The sequence below is a fragment of the Streptomyces sp. NPDC127190 genome (assembly GCF_042672505.1).
Taxonomy (GTDB): domain Bacteria; phylum Actinomycetota; class Actinomycetes; order Streptomycetales; family Streptomycetaceae; genus Streptomyces.
The window spans coordinates 61,564-78,896 of sequence record NZ_JBHXVE010000015.1; the positions used below are offsets into that span (position 1 = coordinate 61,564).

Annotated in this window: 17 protein-coding genes; 12 read left to right on the plus strand and 5 right to left on the minus strand. The window is 71.2% G+C overall.

Translation table 11 applies throughout. The annotated features are described in order from the left end of the window. Positions 1 to 29: 29 nt before the first annotated feature. The 5 genes from ACFVIU_RS22895 to ACFVIU_RS22915 are packed head-to-tail and all read left to right on the plus strand — an operon-like array spanning position 30 to position 4,349. Positions 30 to 1,109, plus strand: coding sequence for a PhoH family protein (locus ACFVIU_RS22895; protein WP_385844644.1), 1,080 nt, complete (start codon positions 30 to 32; stop codon positions 1,107 to 1,109). 12 nt (positions 1,110 to 1,121) lie between these two features. Beyond that, a complete protein-coding gene (gene ybeY, locus ACFVIU_RS22900; RefSeq protein ID WP_385844645.1) occupies positions 1,122 to 1,619 on the plus strand; it encodes an rRNA maturation RNase YbeY in 498 nt (165 codons plus the stop codon). A 15-nt stretch (positions 1,620 to 1,634) separates the two neighbouring features. Further along, positions 1,635 to 2,930: a hemolysin family protein gene (locus ACFVIU_RS22905; RefSeq protein ID WP_385844647.1), complete on the plus strand. Its 1,296-nt coding sequence runs from the start codon at positions 1,635 to 1,637 to the stop codon at positions 2,928 to 2,930. Next, positions 2,927 to 3,286: an MmcQ/YjbR family DNA-binding protein gene (locus ACFVIU_RS22910; RefSeq protein WP_385844648.1), complete on the plus strand. Its 360-nt coding sequence runs from the start codon at positions 2,927 to 2,929 to the stop codon at positions 3,284 to 3,286. Before ACFVIU_RS22905 ends, ACFVIU_RS22910 begins: the two co-directional genes overlap by 4 nt. Before the next feature lie 43 nt (positions 3,287 to 3,329). Next, positions 3,330 to 4,349, plus strand: coding sequence for a S66 peptidase family protein (locus ACFVIU_RS22915; protein ID WP_385844650.1), 1,020 nt, complete (start codon positions 3,330 to 3,332; stop codon positions 4,347 to 4,349). Here the strand turns inward: ACFVIU_RS22915 and ACFVIU_RS22920 are convergent. Further along, positions 4,334 to 5,761, minus strand: coding sequence for an MFS transporter (locus ACFVIU_RS22920; protein WP_385844651.1), 1,428 nt, complete (start codon positions 5,759 to 5,761; stop codon positions 4,334 to 4,336). The genes ACFVIU_RS22915 and ACFVIU_RS22920 overlap by 16 nt on opposite strands. A gap of 147 nt (positions 5,762 to 5,908) precedes the next feature. On the opposite strand from ACFVIU_RS22920, the gene ACFVIU_RS22925 reads away from it, so the two are divergent. From ACFVIU_RS22925 to ACFVIU_RS22940, 4 genes are all read left to right on the plus strand, one after another. Beyond that, positions 5,909 to 6,730, plus strand: a complete 822-nt coding sequence (locus tag ACFVIU_RS22925; protein WP_385844812.1) for a helix-turn-helix transcriptional regulator — start codon at positions 5,909 to 5,911, stop codon at positions 6,728 to 6,730. A gap of 33 nt (positions 6,731 to 6,763) precedes the next feature. Further along, the gene (locus tag ACFVIU_RS22930) at positions 6,764 to 7,117 is read left to right on the plus strand and encodes a cytidine deaminase (RefSeq protein WP_385844652.1); all 354 of its coding nucleotides are present in this window, start codon (positions 6,764 to 6,766) and stop codon (positions 7,115 to 7,117) included. A 160-nt stretch (positions 7,118 to 7,277) separates the two neighbouring features. Continuing rightward, the gene (locus tag ACFVIU_RS22935; RefSeq protein WP_385844653.1) at positions 7,278 to 8,615 is read left to right on the plus strand and encodes a beta-xylosidase; all 1,338 of its coding nucleotides are present in this window, start codon (positions 7,278 to 7,280) and stop codon (positions 8,613 to 8,615) included. A 63-nt stretch (positions 8,616 to 8,678) separates the two neighbouring features. Continuing rightward, on the plus strand, positions 8,679 to 9,701 hold the full coding sequence (locus ACFVIU_RS22940) for a DUF916 domain-containing protein (RefSeq protein ID WP_385844654.1): 1,023 nt from the start codon (positions 8,679 to 8,681) through the stop codon (positions 9,699 to 9,701). Here ACFVIU_RS22940 and ACFVIU_RS22945 read toward each other — a convergent pair. Both ACFVIU_RS22945 and ACFVIU_RS22950 read right to left on the minus strand, forming a co-directional pair. After that, positions 9,595 to 9,933: a P-II family nitrogen regulator gene (locus tag ACFVIU_RS22945; RefSeq protein WP_385844655.1), complete on the minus strand. Its 339-nt coding sequence runs from the start codon at positions 9,931 to 9,933 to the stop codon at positions 9,595 to 9,597. The genes ACFVIU_RS22940 and ACFVIU_RS22945 overlap by 107 nt on opposite strands. Further along, positions 9,930 to 11,246 (minus strand): ammonium transporter, encoded by a 1,317-nt coding sequence (locus tag ACFVIU_RS22950; RefSeq protein WP_385844657.1) that lies wholly within the window; start codon positions 11,244 to 11,246, stop codon positions 9,930 to 9,932. The genes ACFVIU_RS22945 and ACFVIU_RS22950 overlap by 4 nt, the downstream gene beginning before the upstream one ends. A 174-nt stretch (positions 11,247 to 11,420) precedes the next feature. Here ACFVIU_RS22950 and era point away from each other — a divergent pair, with 174 nt between their 5' ends. Both era and ACFVIU_RS22960 read left to right on the plus strand, forming a co-directional pair. Then, the gene (era, locus tag ACFVIU_RS22955) at positions 11,421 to 12,374 is read left to right on the plus strand and encodes a GTPase Era (protein WP_385844658.1); all 954 of its coding nucleotides are present in this window, start codon (positions 11,421 to 11,423) and stop codon (positions 12,372 to 12,374) included. A 70-nt stretch (positions 12,375 to 12,444) separates the two neighbouring features. Then, positions 12,445 to 13,761, plus strand: a complete 1,317-nt coding sequence (locus ACFVIU_RS22960; protein WP_385844659.1) for a GH1 family beta-glucosidase — start codon at positions 12,445 to 12,447, stop codon at positions 13,759 to 13,761. A 27-nt stretch (positions 13,762 to 13,788) separates the two neighbouring features. Here the strand turns inward: ACFVIU_RS22960 and ACFVIU_RS22965 are convergent, their stop codons facing one another. Together ACFVIU_RS22965 and ACFVIU_RS22970 are read right to left on the minus strand one after the other, a co-directional pair. Then, a complete protein-coding gene (locus ACFVIU_RS22965; protein WP_385844661.1) occupies positions 13,789 to 14,055 on the minus strand; it encodes a protealysin inhibitor emfourin in 267 nt (88 codons plus the stop codon). Positions 14,056 to 14,075: 20 nt separating this feature from the next. Further along, positions 14,076 to 15,146: a M4 family metallopeptidase gene (locus ACFVIU_RS22970; RefSeq protein ID WP_385844662.1), complete on the minus strand. Its 1,071-nt coding sequence runs from the start codon at positions 15,144 to 15,146 to the stop codon at positions 14,076 to 14,078. A gap of 321 nt (positions 15,147 to 15,467) precedes the next feature. On the opposite strand from ACFVIU_RS22970, the gene leuA reads away from it, so the two are divergent. Next, on the plus strand, positions 15,468 to 17,189 hold the full coding sequence (leuA, locus tag ACFVIU_RS22975) for a 2-isopropylmalate synthase (protein WP_385844663.1): 1,722 nt from the start codon (positions 15,468 to 15,470) through the stop codon (positions 17,187 to 17,189). The last annotated feature ends 144 nt before the right edge of the window (positions 17,190 to 17,333 follow it).

The window sequence follows — 17,333 nt, forward strand, 5'->3', positions numbered from 1 at the left end:
GAGGAAGCGCAGGCCTTCAGCGCCGGCCCATGACACAGACACCCACAGCTCACACCCCCGCGCAGGAGCAGGCGAGAGCGCAGTTCACCGTCCCCGCGCAGCACCCCATGGTGACCGTGCTGGGTTCCGGCGACTCCCTCCTGCGTGTGATCGAGAGGGCCTTCCCGGCGGCCGACATCCATGTCCGGGGCAATGAGATCAGCGCGGTCGGCGACCCCGTCGACGTCGCCCTGATCTCGCGCGTGTTCGACGAGATGATGCTGGTGCTCCGCACCGGGCAGCCGATGACGGAGGACGCAGTGGAACGCTCGATCGCCATGCTCAAGGCGAGCGACAACGGCACGAGTGACGGCCCGGAGACCCCGGCACAGGTACTGACGCAGAACATCCTGTCCTCGCGCGGGCGCACCATCCGTCCGAAGACCCTCAACCAGAAGCGCTACGTCGACGCCATAGACAAGCACACCATCGTCTTCGGCATCGGCCCCGCCGGCACCGGCAAGACCTACCTGGCCATGGCCAAGGCCGTGCAGGCCCTCCAGTCCAAGCAGGTCAACCGGATCATCCTGACCCGCCCGGCGGTCGAGGCCGGCGAGCGCCTGGGCTTCCTGCCCGGCACGCTCTACGAGAAGATCGACCCCTATCTGCGCCCGCTGTACGACGCGCTGCACGACATGCTCGACCCGGACTCGATCCCGCGGCTGATGGCGGCCGGGACCATCGAGGTCGCGCCGCTGGCGTACATGCGCGGCCGCACGCTGAACGACGCCTTCATCATCCTGGACGAGGCCCAGAACACGAGCCCCGAGCAGATGAAGATGTTCCTCACCCGGCTCGGCTTCGACTCCAAGATCGTGATCACCGGTGACGTGACCCAGGTCGACCTGCCCAACGGGCAGAAGTCGGGTCTGCGGCAGGTGCAGGAGATCCTCGAGGGCGTCGAGGACGTCCACTTCTCCCGGCTGTCGTCCCACGATGTCGTACGGCACAAGCTGGTGGGCCGTATTGTCGACGCGTACGAGAAGTACGACAGCAAGCACGGCACCGAGAACGGCGCGCCCAAGGGCGGCCACGGCAAGACCGGGGCCAAGGGCACCAAGGGGAAGTAGACCAGCACGACCATGTCGATCGACGTCAACAACGAATCCGGCACCGAGGTCGACGAGCAGGCGATCCTCGACATCGCCCGCTACGCACTCGCGCGGATGCGCATCCACCCGCTCTCCGAGCTCTCGGTGATCGTCGTGGACGCCGACGCCATGGAGCAGCTGCACATCCAGTGGATGGACCTGCCGGGTCCGACCGATGTCATGTCGTTCCCGATGGACGAGCTGCGGCCGCCGTCGAAGGACGACGACGAGCCGCCACAGGGCCTGCTCGGCGACATCGTGCTCTGCCCGGAGGTCGCCGCCCGGCAGGGCGCGGAGGCCCCGACCCAGCACTCCATGGACGAGGAGCTCCAGCTGCTCACCGTCCACGGGGTGCTGCACCTGCTGGGCTACGACCACGAGGAGCCGGACGAGAAGGCGGAGATGTTCGGGCTCCAGGCCGCCATCGTGGACGGCTGGCGCGCCGAGCACGGGCTGACCGGGCCGTCCCCGGCGCCGACCGTCTCGTAGCGGGACGAGCCCCGAATGTCCCCGCAGATCGTCCTCGGCGCGATCGCGCTCGTCGTCGTGGCCTGGCTCGCCGCCTGCGCGGAGGCGGGCCTGGCCCGGGTCTCCAGCTTCCGGGCCGAGGAGGCGGTCAAGTCCGGCCGGCGCGGCGGCGCCAAGCTGGCCCAGGTCGCCGCCGACCCCACCCGCTATCTGAACGTGGCCCTGCTGGTCCGGGTCGCCTGCGAGATGGCCGCCGCGGCCCTGGTGACCTACGCCTGCCTGGAGCAGTTCCCGGTCACCTGGCAGGCGCTGCTCGTCGCCATCGGGGTGATGGTGCTGGTGTCGTACGTCGCCGTGGGGGTCTCCCCGCGCACCATCGGCCGGCAGCACCCCCTCAACACCGCGACCGCGGCGGCGTACGTCCTGCTGCCGCTCGCCCGGGTCATGGGCCCCATCCCGTCCCTGCTCATCCTCATCGGCAACGCGCTCACCCCCGGCAAGGGCTTCCGGCGCGGCCCCTTCGCCTCCGAGGCGGAGCTGCGCGCACTGGTCGACCTCGCCGAGAAGGAGTCGCTGATCGAGGACGAGGAGCGCCGGATGGTGCACTCCGTCTTCGAGCTGGGCGACACGCTCGTGCGCGAGGTGATGGTGCCGCGCACCGACCTCGTCGTCATCGAGCGGTACAAGACCATCCGGCAGGCCCTCACCCTCGCGCTGCGCTCCGGGTTCTCCCGGATACCGGTCACCGGGGAGAGCGAGGACGACATCGTCGGGATCGTGTATCTGAAGGACCTGGTCCGCAGGACGCACATCAACCGGGAGGCGGAGAGCGACCTGGTGTCCACCGCCATGCGGCCCGCCGTCTTCGTGCCGGACACCAAGAACGCCGGTGACCTGCTGCGCGAGATGCAGAAGGACCGCAACCACGTCGCCGTCGTCATCGACGAGTACGGCGGCACCGCCGGGATCGTCACCATCGAGGACATCCTGGAGGAGATCGTCGGCGAGATCACCGACGAGTACGACCGCGAGCTGCCGCCGGTCGAGGACCTCGGTGACGACCGCTACCGGGTCACCGCCCGCCTCGACATCACCGACCTGGGCGAGCTGTACGGTCTGGAGGAGTACGACGACGAGGACGTGGAGACCGTCGGCGGGTTGCTCGCCAAGGCCCTCGGCCGGGTGCCCATCGCGGGCGCGTCCGCCCAGGTCGAACTGCCCGACGAGCGGCGGCTGACGCTCACCGCGGAGGCGGCGGCCGGACGCCGGAACAAGATCGTCACCGTGCTGGTCGAGCCCGCCGCGAAGGACCCGGAGGAGAAGCCCGAGTGACCCCCCAGGAGCTGCGCGCCTTCTGCCTGTCCTTCAACGCGGCGGTGGAGGACTTCCCGTTCAACCCGGAGACCTCGGTCTTCAAGGTGCTGGGCAAGATGTTCGCCCTGTCCGAGCTGGGCGCGCGGCCGCTGACGGTCAACCTCAAGTGCGACCCGGAGGACGCGGTCCGGCTGCGCGCCGAGCACGAGGGGCTGATCGTCCCCGGCTGGCACATGAACAAGCGGCACTGGAACACCGTGACGGTGGCCGGCGGCCTGCCGGACCGGCTGGTCAGAGAGCTGATCGAGGACTCCTACGACCTGGTCGTCGCCGGCCTGCCCCGGGCGGAGCGGCTGCGGTTGGACCGGCCGTAAATCCGGTTGCCCGGCGCGGCCCGCACGCGGTCGGATCTCCGGTATGACGATCAGGTATCCGCGCCCGCTGCGCCCCGGTGACCGTATAGGTGTGACCTCCCCGTCCAGCGGGGTGGCCGAGAAGCTGCGCGCCCGTCTCGACGTGGCGCTCCGCGACCTCGAGCAGCGCGGCTACGAGGTGGTCGTCGGCCGGTGCATGGACGGCTCGACGCACGTCAGCGCCCCGGCCGCCGACCGCGCCGCCGAGCTGACCGCGATGCTGACCGACCCGACGATCCGCGCCGTGGTGCCGCCGTGGGGCGGCGAGACCGCGATCGACCTGCTGTCGCTGCTCGACTTCGAGGCGATCGGGCGGGCCGAGCCGACGTGGGTCGTCGGCTACTCGGACATGTCCACGATCCTCACCCCGCTGACCCTGCTCACCGGGGTCGCGACCGTCCACGGCAACAACCTGATGGAGACCCCCTACCGGACACCCGAGGGCCTCAAGTCCTGGCTCGACATCGTCACGGCCCCGCAGGGCGAGCCGTTCACGCAGGAGCCGCCCGGCCGGTATCGGACCGCCCGCTTCGACGACTTCGTCGGACACCCGGAGGTCCGCGACTTCACCCTCGACGCCGAGGGCGGCTGGACCCGGCTGGACGGCGACGGGGAGGTGGACATCGAGGGCCGGCTGATCGGCGGCTGCGTCGAGACCCTCGGTCCGCTGGCCGGCACCCCGTACCTCGACACCTCCCGGTTCGCCGGGGACGAGCCGCTGCTCGTGTACGTCGAGGCCTGCGAGGACAACGCCTTCACCATCTGCCGCCACCTGCACGGCATGCGGCTCGCCGGGTTCTTCGACCGGGCCGCCGCCGTCCTCGTCGGCCGCACCCACGCCCCCGACAGCCCCACCCTCACCCAGCACGAGGCGGTCCTCGACGCGCTCGGCACGCTCGGCGTGCCGATCGTCGCCGATGTCGAGTGCGGCCATGTCGCGCCGTACCTTCCGCTGGTCAACGGCGCGCGCGGCCGTGTGCTGCACACGGCCGCGCGGAGCGGGATCGTTCAGACCCTGGACTGACCCCGGCGCAGGCCCAGGCCGACCAGGACCGCGGCGGCCAGCACCACGGCCGCGTCCAGGGCGAGGACCGTGTGGACGCCGGTCATCAGGTCGTCCGCGGTGGTGGCCAGCACACCCAGCAGCGGGATGCCGACCGTGATGCCGACCTGCTGGGTCGAGGTCACCAGACCGGTGGCCAGGCCCTGCTCCTCGTCCGGGACGCCCGAGGTCACCGTCAGGCCGTACGACACGATCGCACCCAGGTGGAACATGCTCGCCAGGGACACCGCGGCCACGGCCAGCCACACCGACCAGGTGTGCGCGTTCAGCAGCACCAGGGTCGCCACCAGCGCGCCCTGCCCGGTCAGCGAGCCGACCAGGGTGCGCCGGGCGCCGAACCGGCCGACGACCTTCGCGGCGAGGGTGCCGGCGACGGCCGACAGGACGCCCTGGACGCCGAAGACCAGACCGGTCTCGAACGCCGACAGGTGCAGGATCTCCTGGAGGTACAGGGTCAGCACGAAGATGACCGTCGACATCATCGAGAAGGTGACCAGACCGCCCACGTTGCCCCAGGCCACCGTGCGGCGGCGCAGCATGGGCAGCGAGACGAGCGGGGCGGCGGCGCGGGACTCGACCACCGCGAACGCGGTCAGCAGGAGCAGACCGGCGACCAGGGTGGTGAGGACGTCGGCGCGGCCGAAGCCGTGGTCGGCGGCGGTGGACAGGGCGTAGATCAGCGACAGCAGGCCGCCGGTGACGGTGACCGCGCCGGGCACGTCCAGGCGCGGGCGCTCCGGGGTGCGCGACTCGGGCAGCAGACCCGGGGCCAGCGGCAGCACGATCACCGCGAACAGCGTGAGCAGCGCCATGGTGGAGCGCCAGCCGAGCGCGTCGGTCAGCACACCGCCCGCGACCATGCCGACGGTGAAGCCCAGCGACAGCAGCGTGCCGGAGATGCCGAGGGCGCGGTCCCGGGCGGGGCCCTCCGGGAAGGTGGTGGTCAGCAGGGACATGCCGGTCGGCACGATCGCCGCGGCGCCCAGTCCCTGGAGTGCGCGGCCGGCCAGGAAGGACGCCGGGTCCCAGGCCAGGGTCGCCAGCAGCGAGGCCGCGCCGAACACGGCCAGGCCGGTCAGGAACAGCTTGCGGCGGCCGTACAGGTCGCCGATGCGGCCGAAGAGCAGCAGGAAGCCGCCCGAGGGCAGGGCGAACGCGGTGACCGCCCACTGGAGGGCGGAGCGGCTCATGCCCAGGTCGCTGCCGAGTTCCGGCAGGGCCACGTTCAGGACGGAGAAGTCCAGCGCGACCATGAACTGGGCCGCGCACAGGACGAAGAGGACGAGCTTGTCGCGCGTCGACAGCCGGGGTGCCCTGGGGGTGTCGAGCGGTTCGTGGAGGGGGTTCGGTGAGGTCGTGGTGTCGATCGCCATGGCACGAGCCTGCGGCCGCGGGAACAACCGTGGGGAGTCGCAACTTATGGTGGTGGTGGCACCACCAGACGACATGGGGGAGGACGGGCCGTGCCCGCAGCCGAGGCGGCGAAGAGTCAACGGCGCAACGAACTGCGCGAGTTCCTGATGAGCCGGCGGGCCCGGGTCAGCCCCGAGGAGGCCGGACTGCCGGTCGGCGGCGGCCGGCGCCGCACCCCCGGGCTGCGCCGGGAGGAGGTGGCCGTGCTCGCCGGGGTCGGCGCCTCCTGGTACCAGTGGCTGGAGCAGGGGCGGGACATCTCCGTCTCCCCGCAGGTCCTCGACTCCGTGGCCCGGGTGCTGCGGCTGAGCGACGCCGAGCGCCGGCATCTGTACCGGCTGGCCGGGATGAACCCGCCCGCGCCCGAAGTGGCGCCCGGCAGGCGGGACATGTGCGACGGGCTGCGCCGGCTGATCGACACCTGGATGCCGTATCCGGCGCACATCATGGACCGGTACTACAACTGCGTGATGTACAACGACGCCGCCGCGATCGTGCTCGGCATGCGCCCGGACATCACCCAGAACTGCCTGATCGACTTCTTCACGGACCCGCTGTACCGGTCGCGGAGCAGGAGCTGGGAGCAGAACGCGCGGACCGTGGTGGCGCAGTTCCGGGCGGCGTGCGCGGCACGGCCGGACGACGAGGGGTTCCGGGCGGTGCTCGACGAGGTCTCGGAGCGCAGCCCGGAGTTCGTGGCGCTGTGGGCCGAGCGGGACATCGAGGACCACGGGCAGGTGCGCAAGGAGCTGGACCATCCGCTGGCGGGACTGCTGGTGGTGGAGTCGACGGTGATGCAGGTGCCGGTCCGGCCGGATCTGATGATCGTGCTGCACACCCCGCTGGAGGAGGCGAACACCGCGGCGAAGATGGAGTGGCTGGTCTCACCGGAGGGCCGGCGGGGGGCGATGTATCCCGTGGCGGGGTGAGGGGGCCGTTTCCCGGGTTCGTATGCTCTGGGCATGAGCGAGAGCAGCGAGCTTGGTCCCGAGGACCGCAAGATCGTCACCCTGGCCCGTTCGGCCCGGGCCCGCAACGGTGTGCCCGAGGGGGCGGCCGTACGAGATGAGACCGGGCGGACCTATGTCGCCGGGTCGGTGGAGCTTTCGTCGCTGAAGCTCAGCGCGCTGCGGACGGCCGTCGCGATGGCGGTGGCGTCGGGGGCGCGGTCGCTGGAGGCGGCGGCCGTGGTGAGCGCGGGGGACGCCGTGGCGCCGGAGGACCTGGCCGCCGTCGCCGACCTCGGGGGAGCGGGGACGCCGGTGCTGCTGGCCGCGCCGGACGGATCGGTGCGGCTCACCCTGCACGCCGGCTGACCCGTTGGGTGATCCGGTGCCGAGTGGGCGGAGATGCCGCGGAAGTTGACGGTTCGTCAGATTCCTGCGGCATCTCCATTGACTTCTCACCCCCGCTCCACATCAATGCCCCCTGTCGGCGCAGAGGAGCCGCTGCGCCCGCGACCCTCAGGAGGGCCCCATGGGTTCGACACCCCCCAGACCGCGAAGCTCGCCACGGTGGCGCTGGAGCGCACTGCTCGGGGCGACCGCGCTCGCGGTCACCGCGGGCGGCGCGCTGGCCTGCCCCGCCACCGCCGCCGGCACCGACGTGGACTTCGCCACCCACTGCATCCCGCCCGCCATCGCCGGCCTGCCGCCGATCGACGGCACCACGACCGCGAACATCTCGGTCGACAACACCAGCCCCAAGGTCGGTGACACCGTCACCGTGACCTACACCGTGGTCAAGGCCGCCGCGTCCAACCCCACCGACCTCGCGCTGCCCGCCGACATCATGACCCCGACCGGCAAGGTCGCCCTGGGCGGCGCGCAGAGCGGGGACGTGACCGTGGCCGGGCCGAAGAAGAACCCGCCGGTGCCGGGCAAGGCCGCCTTCCCGTCCTTCTCCATGACCGGCACCTTCACCGTCACCAAGGCCGGGAGGATCACCCTCTCGCCCGCCGACTACAACATCCACACCAGCTACATCATGGAGCTGGACACCCCCTGCACGGTCACCGACCCGCCCGCCCCGGCCTCGGAGACGGTCACCGCGACCGACGGCACCTCCGCCAACGCCCGGGCCATCACGCTGGGTTCGGCCTCCGGCGACGCCGGTGCCGCCGTCACCGTCAGCGGCACCCACTTCACCCCGGGCGCGACCGTGACCCTCGCCGGGCGGGCCGGCAACACCCAGACCGCGGACACCGCCACCGCGACCGCGAACGGCCAGGGCTCCTTCAGCGGCTCCCTCGTCGTCAAGGACAAGGCGACCACCGGGATCGTGGCCTACGAGGGAAGCGCCTGGAGCGCGGACACCGGCGCCGGACCCGCGGCCTACGCCGTCAACGACAACACGCCCGTCCCGCCCGGCAGCCAGAAGCTGACCACGAGCGTCAGGGCCGGCACGCTGTCCATGTCCCAGGCCGGGGACTCCGTCGCGCTGTCGGCGGTCGACTTCGGCAAGGGCGGGGCCGCCACCGGCAAGCTCCAGACGGTGACCGTGCGGGACTTCCGCGGCGGGCCCGCGGGCTGGTCGCTGACCGGCAGGGTCACCGGCTTCACCGGTCCCGGCGCCACCCTCGACGGGGGCCGGCTGAGCTGGACCCCGGCCTGCGCGACCAAGGCCGGCAGCCCCAGCACCTGCAAGGCCGGGTCGGCGGGGAGCGTGGGCGGTGCCGGAGCCACCCTCGCGTCGACGCCGGACTCCGCGCTCACCGGCGGCGAGTTCACCGTCGACGCCGGACTCTCCCTGGACGTACCGGCGTTCACGCCCCCGGGCGCGTACTCCGGCGTCCTCACCCTCACGCTCGCCTGAGCGTACGGGCGTCCGCACCCGCCCGTTCCCCTTCGCCGTCCTCGACCGTGGGGGTCCGCACCCATGCGCAAGCCGTACGTCCTCCTTCTGGGGCTCCTGCTGGCATGGCTGCCGGCCTGGCAGGCCACCCCCGCCCGCGCCGCCGACAACGGCAGCTGGTCCGTCTACCCGGTCGCCTCGACGATCGCCGCGCGGCCCTACTTCTATCTCTCCGCCGACCCCGGCCAGACCCTCACCGACCGGGTCGCCGTCCGGAACCGGACCGGCCGGCCGCTCACCTTCCGGCTCTACGCGGCCGACGCCTACAACACCCCCCGGGACGGGGGCTTCGCCGTCCGCGGCCAAGGGGAGCGGATGCGCGGGGTGGGGGCGTGGACGCGGCTTCGCCGGAACCGGCTCACCGTCCCCGGGCACCGGACCGTCACCGTGCCGTTCACCCTGCGGGTCCCCGAGGGCGCCGAGCCCGGCGACCATCCGGGGGCGATCGTCGCCCTGGACGAGAAGGTCGAGCCCGGCAGCGGCTCCCTCGCGCTCGGTGTGCGGCAGGCCGTCGGCGCCCGGGTCTATCTCCGGGTCGGCGGCCCCGCCCTGCCCGCGCTCTTCGTCGGCCGGGTGCGCATCAGCCACCACCAGCCGCTGATCCCCGGCCTCGGCACCGGCACGGCGACCGTCTCCTACACCCTGCGCAACACCGGCAACGTCACCCTGAACCCCAGCGTGCGGCTGACCGCGCGCGGGCTGTTCGGCCGTACGCTGCTCGACCGCCCGCTCACCGGGGTGCCGTCCGAACTGCTGCCGGGCCAGCAGGTGCGGCTCACCGAGACCTGGCAGGGCGCGCCGCAGCTCGACCGCACGAGGATCACCCTCACCGCGAGCGCCCGCAATACCCGCGACTCGGCCGCCGCCACCTACCTCGCCCTGCCCTGGCTGCCCGCCACCCTGCTGGCCCTCGCGCTCGCGGTGGCCGGGTTTCTGCTGGTCAGAGCGCGTCGGGGCCGCGTTCGCCGGTGCGTACCCGGACGACCGTCTCCACGGGTACGGACCACACCTTGCCGTCGCCGATCTTTCCCGTCTGCGCGGCCCTGACGATCGCGTCGATCACCGCGTCGGCGTCCGCGTCCTCCACGACGACCTCGATGCGGACCTTCGGCACCAGGTCCACCCGGTACTCGGCACCCCGGTACACCTCGGTGTGGCCGCGCTGCCGGCCGTAGCCGCTCGCCTCGGTCACGGTCAGGCCGTGCACGCCCAGCTCCTGGAGGGCGGTCTTGACCTCGTCGAGGCGGTACGGCTTGACGATCGCGGTGATGAGCTTCATGCCTGGGTGTCGACCTTCTGGGTGCTGGTGCCGGTGAGGACGGAGTGGGATACCGGGGCGCCGTGGCCCAGGACGCCGTGATCGTATGCCGTCTCGGCGTGCACCGTAAGGTCCAGACCCGTCCGCTCCTGCTCCTCGCCCGCCCGCAGGCCCATCGCCCTGTCGAGCAGCTTGCCCAGGCCGTAGGTCACCGCGAAGGCGTATCCGGCCACGACCACCACGGCGACCAGCTGCTTGCCGAGCGGGGCGAGCCCGCCGCCGTAGAAGAGGCCCTCCGTGCCGCCGGTCATCGCCTTCTCCGCGAACAGGCCGATCAGCAGGGTGCCGATGACACCGCCGACCAGGTGGACGCCGACGACGTCCAGGGAGTCGTCGAAGTTCAGCCGGAACTTCCAGCTCACCGCGTAGGAGCAGACCACACCGGCGGCGAGGCCGACGACGAGGGCGCCGAGCAGGGACACCGTGCCGCAGGACGGGGTGATCGCGACCAGGCCGGCCACCGCGCCGGAGGCCGCGCCGAGGGTGGTCGGGTGGCCGTCGCGCTTCTGCTCCACGAAGAGCCAGCCGAGCAGTCCGGTGCAGCCGGCCGCGAGGGTGTTGAGGAAGGCGGCCGCGGCGAGCCCGTTCGCACCGAGCGCGCTGCCCGCGTTGAAGCCGAACCAGCCGAACCAGAGCAGACCGGCGCCCAGGATCACCATGGGCAGGTTGTGCGGACGCATGGCGTCCTTCTTGAAGCCCAGCCGGGGGCCGAGGACCAGGCAGAGCGCGAGGCCCGAGGCACCGGAGGTGATCTCCACGGGCAGACCGCCCGCGAAGTCGAGCGCGCCGAGCTTCTCCAGGATCCAGCCGCCCGGCCCCCACACCCAGTGGGTGACCGGAACGTATACGGCGAGGGTCCACAGCGGCACGAAGACCAGCCACGCCGAGAACTTGGTGCGGTCGGCCACCGCGCCGCTGATCAGCGCGGCCGTGATGATCGCGAAGGTCAGCTGGAAGGTGGCGAAGAGCAGGGTGGGGACCGTGCCGTGCGTGCTGCCCGGGGTGAGATGCGCCATGCCGGCGTTGTGCACCCCGCCGATCAGGCCCCCGCCGATGTCGTCGCCGAAGGCGAGGGAGTAGCCCACCGCCAGCCAGACCACCGTGACCAGGGCGATCGACACGAAGCTCATCATCAGCATGTTGAGGACGCTCTTCGTGCGGACCATGCCGCCGTAGAACAGAGCCAGGCCCGGGGTCATCAGCAGGACGAGGGCGGTCGAGGCGAGCAGCCAGGCGGTGTCGCCGGTGTCGACATGTGCGGCGGCCAGGATCACGGGCGTCTCCAACGGTGTGCGGGCTCGTCAGAGGGTCACCGGTGTGCGTTTCCGGTCGCGTACAGGTGTGTTTCCGTGACGTTTCGTTGCGTACGGGTTTCCGCAACCTCACAGGAGAGGGCGCCGGACGGCCGTGGTACGGGGCGGGCTCGTGGATCAGGGAGAATGGGCGGCATGAGCGTTCGTACCCCGTCATCCGAAGAGTCGGCCGAGACCGGCCACCGCGCCGGCTTCGCCTGCTTCGTGGGCCGCCCCAACGCGGGCAAGTCCACCCTCACGAACGCTCTGGTCGGGCAGAAGGTGGCGATCACCGCGAACCAGCCGCAGACGACGCGGCACACGGTGCGCGGCATCGTGCACCGGCCCGACGCCCAGCTGATCCTGGTCGACACCCCCGGGCTGCACAAGCCGCGCACGCTGCTCGGCGAGCGGCTGAACGACGTGGTGCGCACGACGTGGGCCGAGGTCGACGTGATCGGCTTCTGCCTTCCGGCGAACGAGAAGATCGGTCCCGGTGACCGCTTCATCGCCAAGGAACTGGCCGGGATCAGGAAGACCCCGAAGGTCGCCATCGTCACCAAGACCGACCTGGTCGACTCCAAGACCCTGGCCGAGCAGCTGATCGCGATCGACCAGCTCGGCAAGGAGCTGGGCTTCGAGTGGGCCCAGATCGTGCCGGTGTCGGCGGTCGCCGACAAGCAGGTGGGCCTGCTGGCCGACCTGATCGTCCCGCTGCTGCCGGAGGGCCCGGCCCTCTACCCCGAGGGCGACCTCACGGACGAACCCGAACAGGTCATGATCGCGGAACTCATCCGCGAGGCGGCCCTGGAGGGCGTCCGGGACGAGCTGCCGCACTCCATCGCGGTGGTCGTGGAGGAGATGCTCCCGCGCGAGGACCGGCCCGCCGACCGGCCCCTCCTGGACATCCACGCCAACGTCTACATCGAGCGGCCCAGCCAGAAGGGCATCATCATCGGCCCCAAGGGCAAGCGGCTGAAGGAGGTCGGCATCAAGTCCCGCAAGCAGATCGAGGCGCTGCTGGGGACGCCGGTCTTCCTGGACCTGCACGTCAAGGTGGCCAAGGACTGGCAGCGCGACCCCAAGCAGCTGCGCCGGCTCGGCTTCTGACCCCGCCCGCCAACACCCTTTCCCCGCCCGCCCGTTGACTTCCGTTACCGGCGGTACGGATGATCCGGGGATGGTGACTGACGCGATCGGTGCGATGCCCCGGTTTCCGGCCGGGTTCCTGTGGGGCGTGTCGACCTCGGCGCAGCAGATCGAGGGCGCCGAGGGGCGCGAGCCGTCCGTGTGGGACGTCTTCGCCGCCGAGCCGGGGCGGGTGAAGGACGGCTCGACCACGGCGGTGGCCTGCGACCACTACCACCGCTACCCGGAGGACGTCGCCCTGCTCGCCGGCCTCGGGGTGGACGCGTACCGCTTCTCGGTCTCCTGGCCGCGCGTGAACTCCCCGGGCGGCCTCGACTTCTACGACCGGCTGGTGGACGAGGTCCGCGGGGCCGGGGTACGGCCCGTGCCCACCCTCTTCCACTGGGACCTGCCCGTCGGCCTGGACTGGCTGCGGCGGGACACGGCCGAGCGGTTCGCGGAGTACGCGGCGCTCGTGGCCGAGCGGCTCGGCGACCGCGTCGACCGGTGGACCACCCTGAACGAGCCCGCGGAGCACACCCTGCTCGGGCACGCCCTCGGTGTGCACGCCCCCGGCAGGAAGCTCCTCTTCGACGCGCTGCCCGCCGCCCACCACCAGCTCCTCGCCCACGGCCTCGCCGTACGGGCCCTGCGCGCGGCCGGGGCCACCGAGATCGGCATCACCAACTCGCACGGCCCCACCTGGCCCGCCTCCGACGACCCCGCCGACACCGAGGCGGCCGGCTTCTACGACCTGCTGCTCAACCGGCTCTTCGCCGAACCGGTGCTGCTCGGCGCGTACCCCGACGGCCTGGGCGAGCTGATGGGCGCGGCCGACCTGGGGGCCGACCTCGCTGTGATCTCCGAGCCGCTCGACTGGTACGGCATCAACTACTACGCGCCGACCAGGGTCGGAGCGCCCGGCGGCGGGAGCGACACCGAGTACGGCGGTGTCGTCCTGCCCGCCGAACTCCCCTTCTCCGTCCGGGAGATCGAGGGGCGGCCGGTGACCGACTTCGGCTGGCCGGTCGTACCGGAGGGGCTCACGGAGCTGCTCACCGCCTTCCGCGACCGCTACGGCGACCGGCTCCCGCCCGTCGTCATCACCGAGAACGGCTGCTCCTACGACGGCCTCGACGACCAGGACCGCATCGCCTACCTGGACGCCCACATCCGCGCCCTGCACACCGCCCTGGAGGCGGGCGTCGACGTACGCGGGTACTTCGTGTGGTCGCTGATCGACAACTTCGAGTGGGCCGAGGGGTACGCGCGCCGCTTCGGTCTGGTGCACGTCGACCACACCACCCAGAAGCGCACCCCCAAGGCCTCCTACCACTGGTTCCGGGAGATGCTCCGGCAGCAGAGGTGACCGCCGGGCACCCCTCAACGCCGTCCCTCAGGCGCCTTCCTTCAGCACCCGGGAGATCAGCTCCCGCTGCTCCTCGGTCAGCAGGGGGTCCGCCGCGTACACCGTGCGGCCGTCCACCGTGATCTCGTAGGAGAAGCCGTCCGGGACACCGGCGGGCGGGGCGGCCCGGCCGGACGCGAGGGCGCGTTCGGCCAGGTCCTCCCACTCGTCGGCGTCGGACCGGGCCGAGGTGTCCACCTCGGCCCGGCGCTCGATGCCCGCGAAACCACCGGTGCGCCGTACTTGGATACGCATGAGGACTGTCTAGTACGGAACTAGAGCGTCCGCACCCCCACCTGCTCCCATGCCTTCCGTACCGCCTGGAGTTCGTCCCCGGCGCCGTACCGCTCGCGCGCCGCCTTCACCGTGAGCGTGGCGAAGTCGACGAAGAGGGCGTCCTGCTTCAGCTCACCGCCGGTGAGCACGTCGTACCAGATCTGCCCGGCCTTCTCCCAGGAGTGGTCGCCGATCGCGGTCGCGACCAGGTAGAAGGCGTGGTTGGGGATGCCGGAGTTGATGTGCACGCCGCCGTTGTCGCGGCTGGTGTGGACGTAGTCGTCCATCGTCGCCGGCTGCGGGTCCTTGCCGAGGTTGGGGTCGTCGTACGCCGTGCCCGGGGCCTTCATCGAGCGCAGCGCCGTGCCGTGCACCTGCGGGGCGAGCAGGTCCGCGCCGATCAGCCAGTCGGCCTCGGCGGCGGTCTGGCCGAGGGCGTACTGCTTGATCATCGAGCCGAAGACATCGGAGACCGACTCGTTCAGCGCGCCGGACTGGCCGAAGTACTCCAGGTTCGCGGTGTGCTGGGTGACGCCGTGGGTCAGCTCGTGGCCGATGACGTCGACCGGGATGGTGAAGTCGAGGAAGACCTCGCCGTCGCCGTCGCCGAACACCATCTGGTCGCCGTTCCAGAACGCGTTGTCGTAGCCCTGGCCGAAGTGCACGGTGGCGTCCAGCGGCAGGCCCTCGCCGTCGATGGAGTGGCGGCCGTACACCTTCAGATACAGGTCGAAGGTGGCGCCGAGGCCCGCGTAGGCGCGGTTGACGGTGGCGTCGGAGCCGGAGTCGGAGCCCTCGTCGCGGACCTTGGTGCCCGGCAGGTCCTGGGTGTGGCGGGCGTCGTAGATGGTGCGGTGCGGCTGGTCGGCCGGGGCGCCCGCGGCGCGCGCGACGGGGGCCGCGCCGAGCACCGTGGTCAGGCGGCGCTTGGTGCGCTGGTAGGCGTCGTGCTCCAGGGACCGGCGGGCGGGGTCGGAGACTGCCGGGTCCTCGGCCTGTGCGAGCTTGTCGAGGACGTGCGGCGGCACGATCGTGCAGAAGACGGGCGTCAAGCCCCCGTGGGTCGTCATGGCACAGAACCTTCGCACTGTGTGACGCAGGAGTCACTACTCGCCACCATGATTGGTGAAGTATCGCGACATTTGACCACCGTCCGTGACCGGCAGTGGTATGCCGCACTTTTTGTCCGCCTTGTGACGCCGGTCCCGCATACTGGAACGCACCCCCATGACCGACACGACTCGGCTACGCTGCGATGCATCATGCGTTTCGGGCTGCTTCTTCTTAGCTGCCGCGGCGAGGGCCTGTAGTCAGAGGCCGACTCCCTCCCCGCGGAGCTTGGCGTTGCGTCGTCGGCCGTCCACCCGGACATCCTGAGGAGCCCACGCATCATGGCCAACCGCCAGCAGCCCAGCCGCATGCCGATCCACAAGTACGGCCGCTACGAGCAGGTGGACATCCCGGACCGCACCTGGCCGGACCGGCGGATCACCACCGCCCCCCGCTGGCTCTCCACCGACCTGCGTGACGGCAACCAGGCCCTGATCGACCCGATGTCGCCCGAGCGCAAGCGCCGGATGTTCGACCAGCTGGTCAAGATGGGCTACAAGGAGATCGAGGTCGGCTTCCCCGCCTCCGGCCAGACCGACTTCGACTTCGTGCGCTCGATCATCGAGGAAGAGGGCGCGATTCCCGAGGACGTGACCATCTCCGTGCTGACCCAGGCCCGCGAGGACCTGATCGAGCGGACCGTGGAGTCCCTGAAGGGCGCCCGGCGCGCCACCGTCCACCTGTACAACGCCACCGCCCCCGTCTTCCGCCGGGTGGTCTTCCGCGGCTCCAAGGACGACATCAAACAGATCGCCGTCGACGGCACCCGCCTGGTGATGGAGTACGCCGAGAAGCTGCTGGGCCCGGAGACGGAGTTCGGCTACCAGTACTCGCCGGAGATCTTCACCGACACCGAGCTGGACTTCGCGCTGGAGGTCTGCGAGGCGGTGATGGACGTCTACCAGCCGGGTCCGGGCCGCGAGATCATCCTCAACCTGCCCGCCACCGTGGAGCGTTCCACCCCGTCGACGCACGCGGACCGGTTCGAGTGGATGCACCGCAACCTGTCCCGCCGCGCGTACGTCTGCCTGTCCGTCCACCCGCACAACGACCGCGGTACGGCGGTGGCGGCGGCCGAGCTGGCGCTGATGGCCGGCGCCGACCGCGTCGAGGGCTGCCTGTTCGGGCAGGGCGAGCGCACCGGCAACGTCGACCTGGTCACCCTGGGCATGAACCTGTTCTCCCAGGGCGTCGACCCGCAGATCGACTTCTCCGACATCGACGAGATCCGTCGTACGTGGGAGTACTGCAACCAGATGGAGGTCCACCCGCGCCACCCGTACGTGGGCGACCTGGTCTACACGTCCTTCTCCGGCTCCCACCAGGACGCCATCAAGAAGGGCTTCGACGCCATGGAGGCCGACGCGAAGGCCAAGGGCGTCACGGTGGACGACATCGAGTGGGCCGTCCCCTACCTGCCCATCGATCCCAAGGACGTCGGCCGCTCCTACGAGGCCGTCATCCGCGTCAACTCGCAGTCCGGCAAGGGCGGTATCTCCTACGTCCTGAAGAACGACCACAAGCTGGACCTGCCGCGCCGGATGCAGATCGAGTTCTCGAAGCTCATCCAGGCGAAGACGGACGCCGAGGGCGGCGAGATCACGCCGAAGGAGATCTGGGCGGTCTTCCAGGACGAGTACCTGCCGAACCCGGAGAACCCCTGGGGCCGTATCCAGGTCCGGACCGGGCAGTCGACCACGGACACCGACGGCGTGGACACGCTGACCGTCGAGGCGACGGTCGACGGCGAGGACACCGTCCTGACCGGTTCCGGCAACGGTCCGATCTCGGCCTTCTTCGACGCGCTGGAGTCCATCGGCATCGACGTACGCCTGCTGGACTACCAGGAGCACACGATGAGCGAGGGCGCCTCCGCGCAGGCCGCCTCCTACATCGAATGCGCGATCGACGGCAAGGTTCTGTGGGGTATCGGCATCGACGCGAACACGACGCGTGCGTCGCTGAAGGCGGTCGTCTCCGCGGTCAACCGCTCGGCCCGCTGACCCCTCTCCGACCAGGGCTTTTCGGGGCTCCGGCCGCCGTACACGGCGGGCCGGGGCCCCCCCGGGGTGGGGGCCCCGGCCCCCCCCGGGACGCGCAGGGGTGAGGGCGGGGTGAGTCGCACTGGGGCGGGGGGGGGGGTCAAA